This window comes from Saccharothrix hoggarensis (genome assembly GCF_042678885.1).
GTDB classification, from domain to species: domain Bacteria; phylum Actinomycetota; class Actinomycetes; order Mycobacteriales; family Pseudonocardiaceae; genus Actinosynnema; species Actinosynnema hoggarensis.
Genome location: NZ_JBHTLK010000015.1, coordinates 42,616 through 57,930 on the forward strand (window position 1 = coordinate 42,616; position 15,315 = coordinate 57,930).

Sequence of the window (15,315 nt, forward strand, 5' to 3'; positions counted from 1 at the left end):
CCGTGACCGCGATCTGGAAGCGTTCCCAGAAGGCGACGGGGTTTCCGCGCGCGCTCGGCGCGGCGACGGCGGCCTTCGGCGCGGCCCTCGTCGTGCGACCGGAGCTGATGACCGGGCCGACCGGCCTGCGGGCGACGCCGGGGCTGCGGACGGTGGTGCGGGCGGTCGGGACGCGGGACCTGGTGTCGGGCCTCGCGATGGTGCTCGCGCCCGCCGGACGTCCCCTGCGCGTGGCGTTGGCGGCACGGGTGGCGACCGACGCGTCGGACGCAGTCGTGTTCGGCTCCGCCCTGCCCACGGCGGCCGCCCGGCGCAAGTCGGCGCTGGTCACGTTGTGCTGGGCGGCGCTGTGCGCGGCGGCGTGGCGCAGGGCGCCGGTCGACGGCGGCCGCTAGGCGTTCGGGACGGCGGGGCCGGAGCTCCGCCGTTCACGGCGTTCCGGCCAGGCGCCCCGGAACACGGGGCGGAAGAGGGGGATGAGGCGCCCGGCCAGGCTCTTGGGGGGGAGTAGAGCCCGGCCGGGACTTGTCAGGCGGCCATGGGGGGGTGATGGCCGCCTACGCCCTCATCGTGAGTAGGAGTACCCCTGTTACCGCCTTCCAACCACGAACTTCGCGATCACGCGGGTGATCTGGGTCATGATCGGTCCCGTGCAGCGGAAACGCGATCGTCCACACAGGTCAGACCCGAGGTGATCTCCGCAAGAATGCGGTCGACCTCCGGCCGATGGGTAACCCACAGGAGTGAGAAGAGGAGCGCTGCGGGCCGTAGCCGGACAGGATTCCGAAATGTGAGCTCAACACCGATCTACGACGAGTTGGCGGCCACCTACCTCGCCGACCTCACCGTGGGCGTCCAAGACCCGGCCGAGCCCGACCGGACGGGTGAACCCGGTCGTGCCGGCGAGCCCGAGCCCGCGCGGCCGGGCCGAGCCGCCCACGGCAAGCCGCAGCCCGCGGCGCTCCCGTCGTCGCCGCCCTCGACGCAGTCCGCTCCGCGCAAACGGCCGAAGGTCTGAACCACCTGCGATCTTGACACCGCCTCGCCCACCGGAGTAGGACCAGCACAGTCCGTAGACGAGGGCGCCTACCCCGAAAGGGTGGAGCGGTAATGCGTGGACGAGCCCTGCTCATCGCGGCCCTGCTCGCCGCCTCGGCGTGCAACGCACAGCAGCCCGATACCCCTCATCAAGTGACACTCACCTGGTGGGACTACCTGAACCACTCCCCCATGGCCGACCAGGCCGTGACGAGCCTGCTGACGCGGTACCAGCAGGAGCACCAGGACGTGCGCATCGAGCGCACCTCCCTCCCCCGCGCCGAGTTCCAGCGCAAGCTCGCCGAGGCCACCGCGTCCGGCGTCTTCCCCGACATCGCGGCCGTCGACTCGCCGGACCTGCCGGCGCTGGCCGAGCGCGACGTCCTCGCCGACCTGACCGACCGGTACGACAGGTGGCCGCTCGCCGACCGGTTCCTGGCGCCGGTCCGCGACGGTGTCAGCCACGAGGGCCGACCGCACGGCGTCCCGCTCCGCACCACCACCACCGCCCTGGTCCACAACCGCGACCACCTCGCCGCCGCCGGCCTCGACCGCCCGCCCACGACGTGGTCCGAGCTGCGCGCGGCGGCGAAGGCGCTGACCACGGCCGACCGCGCCGGCCTGTGCTTCCCCGCGAAGGACGACGACCTGACCGTCACGTTCCTGCCGTTCCTGTGGCAGGCCGGCGGCGACGTCGCGGACATCGACGGCCAGGCGTCCGTGGAAGCCCTCGGGTACCTGAACGACCTCGTGAACACCGACCGCAGCGCGCCGCCGGACGTCCTGGGCTGGACGCAGGCCGACGTCGATCGGCGGTTCGCGGAGGGGCGCTGCGCGATGGCGATCACGGGCCCCGGCGCGGTGCCCGCGCTCAACCAGGCCGGCCTGACGTGGGCGGCGGCCCCGCTGCCCGCGGGCGCGGCCGGACCCGCGGGCCAGGTGGGCGGCGAGGCGTGGGTGATCGGCAAGTCCGGCCAGGTCGACCGGGCGTGGGACGTGCTGACGTGGCTGGCGGAGAACCGGGACAACGCGACCGAGTTCGGCGGCGGCCTCGGCGCCCTGCCGAACCGCACGGACACCGTCGACGAGCTGGCCTGGCAGTGGGACCCGAACGTGCCGGGCTTCGCGGGCCAGCTGCCGACGGCGAAACCCCGGACCGCCTACGGCGCGAGGTACCCGGACGTCTCGCGCACCCTGCACACCATGGCCGCCAAGGTGCTGACCGGCGCCCAATCGCCGGCCCGGGCGGCGGCGGACGCCAGGCCGGACCTCGACCGCTTGCTGAGGTGACGAACGGCCCGGTGGAACACGCCAGGGACACGGTCGGGTGACGTCGGCAGGCCGTGCCGGGGCGGCGTAATGGCGGAGCGTGCACGGCGATGTTCTCTATAGAGGGGAGCCGGAAGGGGCGGGGATGATCCGTTCGGGGCCGGGGTAACCACGCGTCATGCGGTACCGGGCAGCCGTGAAGGAGCGGAGGAACGGCCGGAGAGGTGGGCCGGAGGCGGACGACGCCGCCGAGCGCCGACCCCGGTTCAGCCGCGCCCAGCTGCTCGCGCTCGTCGTGGGCGCGCTGCAGCTCGTCCTCGCCTCCGCCCCGTTCCTCCCCATGGGTGACGGCGTGAACCACACGCTCTACACCTGCACCGGCCTGGCCGGCATCCTGCTCGCCTGGGACCACCGGCACGCCCGGCTCTACGGTGTCGTGCTGCTCCTGCTCTACGGTCAGCTGTTCATCGCCGACGCGGAGGAGACGGGCACCCTGGGCCTGCCCACGTGGGAGACGCTGGCGTACGGGCGGGCCGCCCTGGCCGGCGTGGTGATCGCGCTCATCCCCGCGTTCAAGCGGCGGTAGTCGCCCGCGGTCAGCCTGCCGTCGGGGTGGAAGCGCAGCTTGGCGTCGGCGCTGCGCGCGATCGACTCGAACATCGCCCGGTCCGACGTGGTCGTCGGCTGCCAGCGCATGTGCGCGCCGTGGGTGACCCCCATGTCCATCGACATCATCGTCGCCACCGCCCGCTCGTACCGGCGGGGGCTCAGGTCGCCGCCCCCGGACGCCCTGATGTCGAACACGTCGTGGTCGCCGGTCAGGGGGCGCAGCCGGCCGCGCCGGTCGTAGCCGTGGACGACGCCCTCCCGCACGACGTACTCACCGCGCCGCTCGAAGTGGGCCATCTTGTCGCGCAGCGCGTCGAACTCGACGCGCCGCTGGTCGTACCGGCGCAGCAGCCGGTCGCTGAGGTCGAACCGCGGTAACGACGGCGGGAAGTAGCCGACCAGGCCCCGGTGCCGTCCGGCGGCGCCGAGGCGGACGTCGAGGTCGTCGATGGTCTTGGCCTTCACCGCCTCGGGTTTGGGCAGCGCGCCGCGGCGCAGCCACGCCACCGCGTGCGGGTTCGTCGCCCGCACGTCGATGACGAGGTCCTGCTCCGCGGCGACCTGCTGGAACTTGCGGGCGTGCTCGGTCGGCATGCCGAAGACCGGCTCCACCGACGCCAGGGGGAAGAGGTGATCAGTGCGCACGGGTATTAAGGTCCGCCCGAAATGGGCGTGCACCAGACCGCCCGCTTCGGTTAGCTCGAAGCGTGACCCCTGATTCACTGATCGGACTGCTGGCCGAACCCGAGCGGTTGCGGGTGGCGTCGGCGCTGGTGCTGGGCGCCCGCACGACCGCGGACATCACCGCGGCGACCGGGTTGGACGCGCGGCGCGTGGAGAACTCGTTGCGCCGGCTGCGGTCGGCGGGACTCGTCGTGACCGACGGGTCGGGGTTGCGGCTGCGCGAGGAGTTGTTCAAGGAGGCCACCCGGGTCGAACAGGCGAACCGGGTCCCGGAGGACCCGTTCGTGCGGGACGGGCGGCTGGTGAGGCTCCCCGCTCAGCGCGGACGCAGGCGGGCGGTGCTCGAACAGGTGAGCACGGCGTTCGAGCCGGGTAGACGGTACCCCGAGCGGGGCGTCGTGGAGGTGCTGAAGCGGTGGTGCGACGGCGGTGAGGTCGACCACGTGACCGTGCGTCGGTACCTGGTGGACGAAGGGTTGCTCAGCCGGGCCGACGGCGAGTACTGGCGCACCGGCGGCCCGGTGAGCGTCTAGCTCCCGGCGGCGGGGACTAGCCGAACGTGTCGGGGTCCGGGCCGATCCGCTCGCCCCGGTCCAGCTCGGCGATCCGGGCCAGGTCGTCGCCGTCCAGCTCGAAGTCGAACACGGCGAAGTTCTCCGCGATCCGGCTCGGCGTCGCCGACTTGGGGATGACCACGTTGCCCAGCTGCACGTGCCAGCGCAGCACGACCTGCGCGGGCGTCCGGCCGTGCTTGTCCGCGACGGACGTGATCACCGGGTCGCCCAGCAGCGCGCCCTGCGCCAGCGGGCTCCAGGCCTCCGTCACGACGCCCAGTCGGGCGTGGACGGCGCGCAGTTCGGCCTGCTGGAGGCGGGGGTGCAGCTCGACCTGGTTCACCGCGGGCACGGCGCCGGTGGCGTCGACGACCCGTTCCAGGTGCTCGGGCTGGAAGTTGGACACGCCGATGGCCCGGACCCGGCCGTCGGCGTGCAGCTTGCCCAGCGCGCGCCAGCTGTCGACGTACCGGTCCTGCTTGGGCGCGGGCCAGTGGACCAGGTACAGGTCGACCTGGTCGAGGCCCAGCCTGGCCGCGCTCGCGTCGAACGCCCGCAGCGCCTCGTCGTAGCCCTGGTCGGAGTTCCACAGCTTGGTGGTCACGAACAGCTCGTCACGGGCGATCCCCGAGTCGGCGACGGCCCGGCCGACCGGCTCCTCGTTGCCGTAGATGGCGGCGGTGTCGATGCTGCGGTAACCGACCCGCAGCGCCTCGGTCACCGCGTCATAGGTGTCCTCTGTGGACACCTGGAAGACGCCGAAACCGAGCTGCGGCATGGTGACGCCGTTGTTCAGGGTGATGGTCCTCATGGGTGCCATCATGCCCCGTGTCAACGGCTCCCACGTGGTGGGCGGCGTTGACCGGCGCCGCGCGGGCTGGTCCGATCACCCCGTGAGCGCATCACCTGACGTGACGACCGTGGAGGTGACGGTCCTCATCCGCGTGTCCGCGCCCGGTTCCCGCGTGGTGGACACCGCGGGACGGCTGGCCGAGGCGCTGCGGTCGGCGCTGGACCTGCCCGACGCGGACGTCGTGGTCGAGCTGCCGGTGCGGCGGGCGGAGCCCGCCCTGCGGGTGCTCGTCGACTCCCGGCGGGTGCTGCACCGGGGCGTGCCGGTCGAGCTGACCCGGCTGGAGTTCGACCTGCTGCACCACCTGTGCGCGCACCCCCGGCAGGTGCACCGGCGGTCGTCCCTGATGTCGAAGGTGTGGGGCGTGGCGGGGTTCGTGGACACCCGGACGGTGGACGTCCACGTGCGGCGCATCCGGCGCAAGCTCGGCGACGCGGCGGGCGTGATCACCACCGTGCGCGGGGTCGGGTACCGAGTGGACTCGGCGGCGGACGTGGTGGTGGAGCGGGACGCCCTGGCCGGGTGACGGGTCGGCGGTCGGCCCTCGGGAGTTCACCGGGCCGGCGGTTCAGGGGGTCGGCGGTTCACCGGGTCGAGGGGTCACCGGGGCGGCGGTTCACCGGGTCGGGGGCACCGCGTCAGGGGGTCGCCGGGTCAGGGGGTCGCCGGGTCAGCCGACGATCGCCACCCGGCGCTCCACGTCGGCGCGCAGGGACTTCCGGTGCCGCAACGCCGCCGGCAGCCGGCGCAGCGCCGCGACCAGGGCCGCGGCCGCGTCCCGGTCCCCCAGTGCCCGCCGCGCCAGCGCCACCGTGTCCGCGACCACCACCCCGGGCGGGCGGCGCAGCCACGTCGTCAGCAGCTCGTTGCGCATCTCGACCCGGCGCCGCCACGAGGACGGCGGGCGGGACGGCGACGGCTGGTGGTGCGCCACCACGTCGTCCACGTAGCAGCACGCCCACCCGGCCGCGGCCATGTCCCACGAGAACAGGCGTTCCTCACCGGGCCAGAACAGCACCGGGTGGAACCCGCCGACCTCCAGGTACGCCGACCGCCGCACCACCGCGGCGCAGCACACGAACCCCAGCACGGACGGTCCGGGCAGGTCGTCGTCACGGCCCAGCGCCGACCGGGCCATCTCCACGCACACGGGGTCCAGCCCGCCGCCGGGCTCCACGATCGTGCGCGCCGCGATCAGCCCGAGCCGGGGGTGCCGGGCGAACAGGTCCTCCGCGCGCGGCAGGGCGCCGGGCGGCCACCACGAGTCGTCGTCGCTGAACGCCACGTACGGGGTGGCGGCCCGCCGCACGCCGTGGTTGCGGGCCAGCGCGCCCTCGTTGTGGCTTAGCGGGATCACCTCGACGTCCGGGAAGTCCCGCCGCACCCGTGCCACCGTGTCGTCGGACGAGCCGTTGTCGACCACGACGACCGGCACGTCCAGCTCACCGAGCCGGGCGAGCGTGCGCACCAGGTCGTCCGCCCGGTCGCGGGTCGCGATCACCACCGTCGTTTGGGCCACCAGCGGGTACTACCCGGAGAAGCGGTGGTTACTCATCGGCCTCACGGGTAGGCCCACCGCATGGGATTCGAACGCGCGGTGGTGACCGGTGGTGCCGGGTTCCTCGGCTCGCACGTGTGCGAGGCGCTGCTGCGACGCGGCACGCGGGTGGTGTGCGTCGACGACTTCCGCACCGGGTCACCGGACAACCTGCCCGTCGACCCGCGGCTGGGCGTCGTGGTCGAGGACGTGTCGAAACCCCTCGACCTGCTCGGCCCGGTGGACCTGGTGATGCACCTGGCCTGCCCCGCGTCGCCGGTGGACTACCTGCGGACGCCCATCGACACGCTGAAGGTGGGCGGGTTCGGCACGCTGCACGCGCTGGAGCTGGCGCGGCGCAAGAACGCGCGGATCGTCATCGCGTCGACCAGCGAGGTGTACGGCGACCCGCTGGAGCACCCGCAGCGCGAGACGTACTGGGGCAACGTGAACCCGATCGGGCCACGCAGCGTCTACGACGAGGCCAAGCGGTTCGGTGAGGCGTTGACCTGCGCGTTCCGCCGGGAGCACGGCGTGGACGCGGGCATCGTGCGGATCTTCAACACCTACGGCGCGCGGATGCGGCCCGACGACGGCCGGATGATCCCCACGTTCGTGCGGCAGGCCCGCGCCGGCGAGCCGCTGACCGTGCACGGCGACGGATCGCAGACCCGGTCGCTGTGCCACGTGGACGACCTCGTGCGCGGGCTGCTGTCGATGGCGGACAGCGACCACGCGGGCCCGGTGAACCTGGGCAACCCCGAGGAGGTCACCGTGCTGGAGGTGGCCCGGAAGGTCATCGAGCTGGTCGGCAGCACGTCCACGATCGAGCACGTCGACGCCATGGTGGACGACCCGCGGCGACGTCGCCCGGACATCTCGCTGGCCCGCGAGCTGCTGGGCTGGCAGCCCGAGATCCCGCTCGACGAGGGCCTGCGGCGGTCGTTTGACCGACACCTCGTCGGGTAGTCGGACGACAACGGTCCGAATCGGTCCGCGACGGTCCGGCTCCGGCCCGAGGATCCGCACCGGCCGACGACGGTCCACACAGGAGCGAAAGGGGAACGCCGTGCGCGTGCTCGGCATCAACGCGGTCTTCCACGACCCCGCCGCCGCCCTCGTGGTGGACGGCCGGGTGGTGGCCGCCGCGGAGGAGGAACGCTTCTCCCGGCGCAAGCACGGCAAGCGGCCGGTGCCGTTCTCCGCGTGGGAACAGCCCGAGCAGGCCGCGCGCTGGTGCCTCAAGCACGCCGGGCTCACGCCGGCGGACCTGGACGCCGTGGCCTACTCGTACGACCCGGACCTGGTCGAGCCGAGCGACGTGCCGTGGGAGGACCTGCGCACCGAGTACGCCCGGCGCGCCCCGTACTTCCTGGCCACCGCGCTGCCGGGGCTGGACCCGGCGATCGTGCGGTTCGTGCCGCACCACGTGGCGCACGCCGCGTCCACGGGCCTGGCCGCGCCGTTCGGCGGGGACTGCGCGGTGCTGGTCAACGACGGTCGCGGCGAGTGCCGGTCGCACCTCGCGGGCAGCTACCGCGGCCACCGGCTGGAGACGCTGGCCGCGCAGCACCTGCCCCACTCGCTGGGCCTGCTGTACGAGGACCTGACCGAGCACCTGGGTTTCCTGCGGTCCAGCGACGAGTACAAGGTGATGGCGCTGGCGTCCTACGCCGAGCCGAAGCACCTGGACCTGGTGCGGGAGCACGTCTACGCGACCGAGGACGGCGGGTTCGCCGTGAAGCCGCTGGACTGGGCGACGCTGGCGAAGCGCCGCGACCCCGACGGCGAGGTGACGAAGGAGCACGCCGAGCTCGCGGCGAGCGTGCAGGTGCGGGTCGAGGAGGTCCTGCTGGACCTGGTCCGCTGGCTGCACGAGCGGACCGGCCACAAGCGACTGACCATGGCGGGCGGTGTGGCGCTGAACTGCGTGGCGAACACCCGCATCTTCGCCGAGGGGCCGTTCGAGGAGGTCTGGGTGCAGCCGGCGGCCGGTGACGCCGGCACCGCGCTGGGCGCGGCGCTGCAGGTGGTGGCAGACGCGGGCGAGCCCGCCGCCGCGATGCCGGGCGCCGACCTCGGCCGGTCGTGGACCGACGCGGAGGTCGAGGACTACCTGCGCACCGCCAAGGTCGCCTACGAGGAGCCGGAGGACGTCGCCGTCGCGGTGGCCGAGGCGTTGGCGGACGACCAGGTCGTGGCCTGGTTCCAGGGTCGCAGCGAGTACGGCCCGCGGGCGCTGGGCCGGCGGTCCCTGCTGGCGCACCCGGGACGCGCCGAGAACCTGGCCCGGCTCAACGAGGTCAAGGGCCGCGAGCAGTTCCGGCCGATCGCGCCGATGGTGCTCGCGGACCGCGCGGCCGAGCTGTTCGAGCGCGGCCCGCTGCCCAGCCCGTACATGCTGTTCGTGCACGACGTGCGCCCGGAGTGGCGTGACCGCATCCCGGCGGTCGTGCACGTGGACGGCACGGCGCGCGTGCAGACCGTCGACCCGGGGACGGAACCGCTGATGGCGCGGGTGCTCCGGGAGTTCGACCGGCGCACCGGCGTGCCGGTCGTGGTGAACACCAGCCTGAACACGGCGGGCCGGCCGATGGTGGACGACCCGCGTGACGCGCTGGAGTGCTTCGGCTCCGCGCCGGTCGACCTGCTGGCCATCGGCCGGTTCGTGGTGCGCCGGCCCCGGCCCGCCCCGGAGGTGCGGCGATGAGCGTCGACTACGCCGTGGTCATCCCGACCGTCGGCCGCAACAGCCTGCGCGTGGTGCTGGAAGCCCTGGAGCACGGCGAGGGGCCGCCGCCGCGCGAGATCATCGTGGTGGACGACCGGCCCGAGCCGGGACCCCTGCCCCCGACCCGCACGGCGCGCGTCCTGCGCACCGGCGGCCGCGGCCCGGCGGCCGCGCGCAACGCCGGGTGGCGTGCCGCGTGCTGCGAGTGGGTGGCCTTCCTCGACGACGACGTCCTCCCGCCGCACGACTGGAAGCGGCGGCTGACCGAGGACCTGGAACGGCTCGGGCTGGACGTGGGCGCGTCGCAGGCGCGGATCGTCGTGCCGCTGCCGGAGGACCGCCCGCCGACCGACTGGGAACGCGGCACGGCCGGGTTGGCGACGGCGCGGTGGATCACCGCCGACATGGCCTACCGCCGGGCCGCCCTGGTGCACGCGGGCGGGTTCGACGAGCGCTTCCCGCGCGCCTACCGCGAGGACGCCGAGCTGGCGTTGCGGGTGCAGGACCGCGGGTACCGGATCGTCATGGGCGACCGCGTGACCACGCACCCGGTGCGGCACGCGGGGTTCTTCGCGAGCCTGCGGCAGCAGCGCGGCAACGCCGACGACGCGTTGGTGCGGCGGCTGCTCGGCCCGGAGTGGCGGGAGCGGATCGGCGGCGCGCCGGGCCTGCTCCCCCGGCACGCGCTGACCACGCTGTCCGGCCTCCTGTCCGTCCTCTGTGGATACCTCGGGTGGTGGAAGGCCGCGGCGGGCTTCGCCGCCGGGTGGGCCGGGCTGACGGCGCTGTTCGCCGTCGAGCGCATCGCGCCCGGTCCCCGCACCCGCGACGAGGTGGCGAAGATGATCGTCACCAGCGTCGCCATCCCGCCCGCCGCGTGCGCGCACCGCCTGCGCGGCGAGGTCCGGCACCGGGCCGTGCCCGTCGCGGGCCGGGTGCGCCGGCGCGGCCTGCACGTCGCCGACACGCTCGACCGGCTGCGCCACCTGGGTCACCTGGGCCACTCCGACGCCCACGCCGAGGAGCCGAAGGCGTCCGGGACGGTGTCGCGGTGAGGGTCCTGGTGCTCCGCGCGCTCGGCCTCGGCGACCTGCTGACGGCCGTGCCGGCGCTGCGCGGGTTGCGCCGGGCGTACCCCGACGCCGAGATCACGCTGGCCGCGCCGGGGTGGCTGGCCGACGCCGTCGAGCGGATCGACGCCGTGGACAGGCTGCTGCCGACCGACGGTCTCGTGCCGATCGACTACGACTCGCCGGACCTCGCCGTGAACCTGCACGGGTGCGGGCCGCGGAGCACCGAGCTGCTGCGCGCCACCCACCCGGACCGGCTGATCACGCACGGCGCGCACGTGCCGTGGCCGCCGCACCAGCACGAGGTGCTGCGCTGGTGCCGGCTGCTGGGGCAGTTCGGCATCCCGTGCGACCCGAACGACCTGCTGCTGCCGCCGCTGCCGCGCAACGGCGCGATCGTCGTGCACCCCGGCGCGAGCCACGGCGCCCGACGCTGGCCCGCCGCGCGGTTCGCCGCGGTGGTGCGGGCGCTCGGTCCGAACGTGGTGGTGACCGGCAGCCCGGCCGAGACCCCGCTGGTGCGGGCGGTGGCCCGGGGGCGCTCCCGGACCGGCGACCTGGCCGGCCTGCTCGACCTGGTGGCGGGCGCGCGGCTCGTGATCTGCGGCGACACGGGTGTCGCGCACGTCGCCACGGCTTACCGCACCCCGTCGGTGGTGTTGTTCGGACCGGTGTCGCCGGCCGAGTGGGGACCGCGGTCGGGGCCGCACCGGGCGCTGTGGCACGGCCGGACCGGCGACACGTTCGCCGACCGGCCCGACCCGGGGCTGCTCGACATCACCGTGGACGAAGTGCTGGACGCCGCGCGATCGCTGCTGGGAGGTGGACCATGTCCAGGATCGGCGTCATCGGTGCCGGCTATGTCGGGTTGACCACCGCCGCCTGCTTCAGCCGGCTCGGGCACACCGTGGTGTGCGCGGACGTCGACGAGGCGAAGGTGTCGGCGCTGGGCCGGGGCGAGGTCGGCGCCCACGAACCCGGTCTGGCGGAGCTCGTCGCGGAGGGACTGCGGTCCGGGCGGCTGAGGTTCGTGCGCGGCAACGCCGAAGCACTGTCCGAAGTGGACTTCGTGTTCCTGTGCGTGCCGACGCCGACCGGACCGGACGGCGCGGCCGACCTGACCGCCGTGCACGCCGTGCTGCGCGAGGCGCGGGACGCCGTCTCCCCCGGTTGCGTGCTGGTGATCAAGTCCACCGTCCCCGCCGGCACGACGGAACGGGTGGCCTCGCTCGTGGGGCGGTCCGACGTGCGGGTCGTGTCGAACCCTGAGTTCCTGCGCGAGGGCCACGCGGTGGACGACTTCCTGCGGCCGCAACGGGTCGTGGTCGGGTCCGAGGCCGAGGACGCCGCGCGGCGCGTGGTCGGCCTGTACGCGGGCACGGGCGCGCCGGCGCTCGTCACCGGCAGCGCGAGCGCGGAGCTGGTGAAGTACGCGAGCAACTGCTTCCTGGCGATGAAGCTGTCCTACGTGAACAGCCTCGCCGAGCTGTGCGAGCGGGTCGGGGCGGACATCTCCGACGTGACCGAGGGCATGCGGCTGGACGACCGGATCGGCTCGGCGTTCCTCGAACCGGGTCCGGGCTGGGGCGGTTCGTGCTTCCCCAAGGACACCAGGGCGCTGCTGTCCACGGCGGACGAGGTGAACGTCGACTTCCCGTTGCTGCGGGCGACCATCGGCACCAACACCCACCAGGCCCACCGGGTCGTGGCGATGGTGCGCGACGCGGTGGGCCACCTGGCGGGCGCCCGGCTGGGGCTGCTCGGCCTGACGTTCAAGGCCGGCACGGACGACCTGCGCGACTCCCCCGCGTTGGCGGTGGCGGCGCTGCTCGCCGAGCAGGGCGCGCGGCTGACCGGCTACGACCCGTGCGTGGACACCGACTGCGGGCCGGTGCGGGTGCTCGACTCGCCGGACGCGGTGGCCCGCGACGCGGACGGGCTGGTCGTGCTGACCGAGTGGCCCGAGTTCGCCGAGCTGGACTGGCCGAACCTGGCGGCCGCCATGCGCCGCCGGGTCATCGTGGACACCCGCAACCTGCTGCCGCTCGACAAGGTGACCGAGGCCGGGTTCCACCTGGTCAGCCTGGGGCGTGCGGCCGCCTGACCGGCACGCCCCGCCGTCGTCGGGCGCGCGGGGCCGTCAGGTGCGCGGGTCCCAGCGGAAGAAGCGCACGGACAGCGCGACGGCGACGGCGGTCCCCTGCGCGGTGGCGATCAGCGCCAGGCCGACCGCGTCGGTCGGACCGCCCCACGCGGCCTGGGTCAGCAGGCCCAGGCCGCTGCCCGGCACGAGCAGCACCCGCGGGTCGTCCCCGCCGCCCAGGCCCATCAGTCCTCCGACGACCAGGGCGAAGAAGAACGGCGCCGTGGTGATCTGCGCGAGCTCGGCGGTCCCGGTCAGGCCGCTCGTGCACACGCCCGCCGCGCAGCTCAGCGCCGCGCCGCCGACCAGCGCCAACGCCAGCAGGCCGGGGTTGGTCGGCATCGGCGCGCCCGCCGCGACGCTCACGCCGAGCAGCACGAGCGCCTGCGCCAGGCCGAGCACCACGACCGGCAGCAGGATGCCGGTCAGCACCACGACGTCCGACGCCGCGCCGGTCCGCAGCCGCTTCAGGTACAGGTCCTGCCGGCGTGCCGTCAACGACGTCGTCACCGTCACGTAGACGGTGAACCCGAGCGAGAACAGCAGCTGGAGGACGACGATCATCGTCCAGCCGTTGTCGTCGCCGCCCACGGCGAGCGCGAAGTACAGCCCCGCCGCGAGCGGCATGAGCAGCGCCAGCGCGGCGGCGGTGCGGTTGCGCAGCAGGAGCTTCAGCTCGGCCACGCCCAGTGCGGTGATCATGCGGCCACGACCTCCCTGCCCGTGCGGGCGTGGTGGAACACGTCCTCCAGCGACGCGTGGTGGGCCCGGATGCGGCCCAGCCGCAGCCCTTCGCCGCGCGCCCACGCCAGCAGGTCCGCCAGGTCGTCCTGCAGCTCCCGGGTCCGGACCTCGACCCGCCCGGACGGCCGGTGCACGACGTCGCCCGCCAGCATCGGCAACGCGCCGACGTCGAGCCCGCCCGGCAGGTCGAACGAGATCCGCGCGGGCTGGGCGGCCAGCACGTCCACCAGCGCGCCGGACACGGCCACCACGCCCTCGTGCAGGATCGCCAGCCGGTGCGCCAGCGTCTCGGCCTCTTCGAGGTAGTGCGTGGTCAGCACGACGGTCGAGCCCTCGGCCAGCAGCCCGCGCACCACCTCCCACGTGCGCCGCCGCGACTCCGGGTCGAGCCCGGTCGTGGGTTCGTCGAGGAACAGCAGCTCCGGACGTCCGAGCACGGCCAGCGCCAGGTCCAACCGACGCCGCTCGCCGCCGGACAGCTGCTTGATCCGCACGTCCCGGCGGTGCGCGAGGTCCAGCCGTTCCAGCACGTCCTCGGTGGCCCGCCGGCCGCTCGTGGCGTCCCACAGCCGCACCAGCTCGCGGGCGGTCAGGTCGGCCGGGAAGCCGCTGTCCTGGAGCATGATCCCGATCCGCGGCCGCAGCGCCGCGCGCTCCCGGAACGGGTCCACGCCGAACACCCGCACCGTGCCCGCGTGGGGCGCGCGGAGCCCTTCCAGCGTCTCCATGGTCGTCGTCTTGCCGGCTCCGTTCGTGCCGAGGAGGGCGAACAGCTCCCCCTCCGACACCTCGAAGTCCACCCCGCGCACGGCCTCGAACCCGCCGTAGCGGCACCTCAGGCCCGTCACCTCGATCACCGGTTTCCGCATGGCTACCATGCTGGTCGCGGGCGGGCGCGGCCCCCAGTGCCGCCGCGCACCGGTTGACGTGACAGATGTCAGCAGACAGCCGTGCGACCCGGCTCGTAGATTCACCCCGTGACTCCCCTGACCAGGCTCCGGCACTACACGTGGTACATGGTGCTGGTCGGCGGCGTGGCCGTCGGCTTCGGCACCGTGCTCGACCTGGTCGTCAACGACTACGGCCTGGTCAAGTCGGCGCTGGTGGCCGCGGCCGTGGCGCTGGTGGTCGTCCAGCACACCCGGTACCTGCGCCAGGCGATGGGCGGGCTGGGCCGCGGCGACGACCGGCCGTGGGAGCACGCGGCGACGTTCGCGGTGTCGCTGGTCGCGTGGGGCGTGATGTGCGGCAGCGGCAGCTTCCTGCCCGCCTGGGCCATGCTGCCCGCCCTGGTGGTCGCGCACGTCGGCGCGATCCTCCCGGCGCACCGCCGCTGGCCCGTCATGGCGGTGATGACGGTGCTCGCCGTGGCCGTCGCCGGCGTGTTCGGCGGCACGGACGCGCGCGCGGCGATGGCGCTGGCGGTGGTGATGATCGTCGCCCTGGTGTTCGCGGACCTGGTCCAGCTGTGGATCTGGGACCTGGCGGTGCGGCAGGAGGAGGCGCGCCGGACCGCCGAGGCGCTGGCCGTGGCCGAGGAGCGGTTGCGGTTCGCCGCCGACCTGCACGACATCCAGGGCCACCACCTCCAGGCGATCGCGTTGAAGGGCGAGCTCGCGCAGCGGCTGATCGGCCGGGACGACGACCTGGCCCGGCAGCACGCGGGCGAGGTGGCCGAGCTGGCCCGGACCGCGCTGCGGGAGACCCGGGACGTGGTGCAGGGCTACCGGCGGGCGAGCCTCGGCACCGAGATCGCCAACGCGGTGGGCGTGCTGCGGGCGGCGGGCATCGAGACCACCGTGGACGGTGACGCGACCGACGTGCCGCCGCCGTTGCAGCCGTTGTTCGGCGCGCTGGTGCGGGAGGGGACGACGAACGTGCTGCGGCACAGCCGGGCGCGGCGCTGCGACGTGGTGATCAGCGTGGCCGACGGGCAGGTCGGCGTGCGGCTGCGCAACGACGGTGTCCGACCCGACGAAGGGCGGGCCGACGACGGGCGGGCCGACGGTGGGCGGGCCGACGTTCCGGCCGGTGGCGCGCGGGGTGAGGGCGTTCCGGGCCGGGACGCGGCCGGCGCGGGGCT

The 15,315-nt window shown here is 74.3% G+C and carries 15 protein-coding genes and 1 pseudogene; 11 read left to right on the top strand and 5 right to left on the bottom strand.

The window, feature by feature from the left end:
• Positions 1–2 precede the first annotated feature (2 nt).
• The 3 genes from ACFQ3T_RS05550 to ACFQ3T_RS05560 all read left to right on the top strand — a co-directional run bounded on the left by ACFQ3T_RS05550 (position 3) and on the right by ACFQ3T_RS05560 (position 2,328).
• Positions 3–395 (top strand): hypothetical protein, encoded by a 393-nt coding sequence (locus ACFQ3T_RS05550; RefSeq protein WP_380720575.1) that lies wholly within the window; start codon positions 3–5, stop codon positions 393–395.
• 395 nt (positions 396–790) lie between these two features.
• Positions 791–1,018 carry a hypothetical protein gene (locus tag ACFQ3T_RS05555; RefSeq protein WP_380720578.1) on the top strand — a complete coding sequence of 76 codons (228 nt, stop codon included), beginning with the start codon at positions 791–793 and terminating at the stop codon, positions 1,016–1,018.
• A gap of 173 nt (positions 1,019–1,191) precedes the next feature.
• Complete coding sequence (locus tag ACFQ3T_RS05560; RefSeq protein WP_380720581.1) at positions 1,192–2,328, top strand: ABC transporter substrate-binding protein; 1,137 nt, start codon at positions 1,192–1,194, stop codon at positions 2,326–2,328.
• A gap of 435 nt (positions 2,329–2,763) precedes the next feature.
• On the opposite strand, the gene ACFQ3T_RS05565 is transcribed toward ACFQ3T_RS05560, so the two are convergent.
• Positions 2,764–3,561 carry a hypothetical protein gene (locus tag ACFQ3T_RS05565; protein ID WP_380720583.1) on the bottom strand — a complete coding sequence of 266 codons (798 nt, stop codon included), beginning with the start codon at positions 3,559–3,561 and terminating at the stop codon, positions 2,764–2,766.
• 62 nt (positions 3,562–3,623) lie between these two features.
• Between ACFQ3T_RS05565 and ACFQ3T_RS05570 the strand changes: the two genes are divergently transcribed.
• On the top strand, positions 3,624–4,133 hold the full coding sequence (locus tag ACFQ3T_RS05570) for a DUF2087 domain-containing protein (RefSeq protein ID WP_380720586.1): 510 nt from the start codon (positions 3,624–3,626) through the stop codon (positions 4,131–4,133).
• Between the two features lie 16 nt (positions 4,134–4,149).
• On the opposite strand, the gene ACFQ3T_RS05575 is transcribed toward ACFQ3T_RS05570, so the two are convergent.
• Positions 4,150–4,974, bottom strand: coding sequence for an aldo/keto reductase (locus tag ACFQ3T_RS05575; protein ID WP_380720589.1), 825 nt, complete (start codon positions 4,972–4,974; stop codon positions 4,150–4,152).
• A gap of 73 nt (positions 4,975–5,047) precedes the next feature.
• On the opposite strand from ACFQ3T_RS05575, the gene ACFQ3T_RS05580 reads away from it, so the two are divergent.
• On the top strand, positions 5,048–5,533 hold the full coding sequence (locus ACFQ3T_RS05580; RefSeq protein WP_380720591.1) for a winged helix-turn-helix domain-containing protein: 486 nt from the start codon (positions 5,048–5,050) through the stop codon (positions 5,531–5,533).
• Between the two features lie 144 nt (positions 5,534–5,677).
• Here the strand turns inward: ACFQ3T_RS05580 and ACFQ3T_RS05585 are convergent, their stop codons facing one another.
• Positions 5,678–6,529 carry a glycosyltransferase family 2 protein gene (locus ACFQ3T_RS05585; protein WP_380720614.1) on the bottom strand — a complete coding sequence of 284 codons (852 nt, stop codon included), beginning with the start codon at positions 6,527–6,529 and terminating at the stop codon, positions 5,678–5,680.
• Positions 6,530–6,586: 57 nt separating this feature from the next.
• Between ACFQ3T_RS05585 and ACFQ3T_RS05590 the strand changes: the two genes are divergently transcribed.
• From ACFQ3T_RS05590 to ACFQ3T_RS05610, 5 genes and pseudogenes are all read left to right on the top strand, one after another.
• Entirely contained in the window at positions 6,587–7,513 is a 927-nt protein-coding gene (locus ACFQ3T_RS05590; RefSeq protein WP_380720594.1) for a UDP-glucuronic acid decarboxylase family protein, read from the top strand.
• 100 nt (positions 7,514–7,613) lie between these two features.
• Complete coding sequence (locus ACFQ3T_RS05595) at positions 7,614–9,254, top strand: carbamoyltransferase family protein (RefSeq protein WP_380720596.1); 1,641 nt, start codon at positions 7,614–7,616, stop codon at positions 9,252–9,254.
• Positions 9,251–10,189, top strand: a pseudogene (locus ACFQ3T_RS05600) (glycosyltransferase family 2 protein); the annotation flags it as partial. The gene ACFQ3T_RS05595 and the pseudogene ACFQ3T_RS05600, both read left to right, overlap by 4 nt.
• Positions 10,190–10,326: 137 nt before the next feature.
• A complete protein-coding gene (locus ACFQ3T_RS05605) occupies positions 10,327–11,217 on the top strand; it encodes a glycosyltransferase family 9 protein (protein ID WP_380720598.1) in 891 nt (296 codons plus the stop codon).
• Complete coding sequence (locus ACFQ3T_RS05610) at positions 11,175–12,449, top strand: UDP-glucose dehydrogenase family protein (protein WP_380720601.1); 1,275 nt, start codon at positions 11,175–11,177, stop codon at positions 12,447–12,449. Before ACFQ3T_RS05605 ends, ACFQ3T_RS05610 begins: the two co-directional genes overlap by 43 nt.
• A 36-nt stretch (positions 12,450–12,485) precedes the next feature.
• Here ACFQ3T_RS05610 and ACFQ3T_RS05615 read toward each other — a convergent pair whose 3' ends face one another.
• Positions 12,486–13,190: an ABC transporter permease gene (locus ACFQ3T_RS05615; RefSeq protein ID WP_380720603.1), complete on the bottom strand. Its 705-nt coding sequence runs from the start codon at positions 13,188–13,190 to the stop codon at positions 12,486–12,488.
• Positions 13,187–14,101 carry an ABC transporter ATP-binding protein gene (locus tag ACFQ3T_RS05620; RefSeq protein WP_380720606.1) on the bottom strand — a complete coding sequence of 305 codons (915 nt, stop codon included), beginning with the start codon at positions 14,099–14,101 and terminating at the stop codon, positions 13,187–13,189. Before ACFQ3T_RS05620 ends, ACFQ3T_RS05615 begins: the two co-directional genes overlap by 4 nt.
• Positions 14,102–14,209: 108 nt before the next feature.
• Here ACFQ3T_RS05620 and ACFQ3T_RS05625 point away from each other — a divergent pair.
• Positions 14,210–15,315: sensor histidine kinase (locus tag ACFQ3T_RS05625; RefSeq protein ID WP_380720609.1), on the top strand; the 1,106-nt coding region annotated here is incomplete at its 3' end.

What these genes read in the sequence shown, in the direction of transcription:
- ACFQ3T_RS05575 (WP_380720589.1), bottom strand. Translation starts at nt 4,974, where the DNA reads ATGGCACCCATGAGGACCATCACCCTGAACAACGGCGTCACCATGCCG.
- ACFQ3T_RS05590 (WP_380720594.1), top strand. Translation starts at nt 6,587, where the DNA reads ATGGGATTCGAACGCGCGGTGGTGACCGGTGGTGCCGGGTTCCTCGGC.
- ACFQ3T_RS05610 (WP_380720601.1), top strand. Translation starts at nt 11,175, where the DNA reads ATGTCCAGGATCGGCGTCATCGGTGCCGGCTATGTCGGGTTGACCACC.
- ACFQ3T_RS05615 (WP_380720603.1), bottom strand. Translation starts at nt 13,190, where the DNA reads ATGATCACCGCACTGGGCGTGGCCGAGCTGAAGCTCCTGCTGCGCAAC.
- ACFQ3T_RS05620 (WP_380720606.1), bottom strand. Translation starts at nt 14,101, where the DNA reads ATGCGGAAACCGGTGATCGAGGTGACGGGCCTGAGGTGCCGCTACGGC.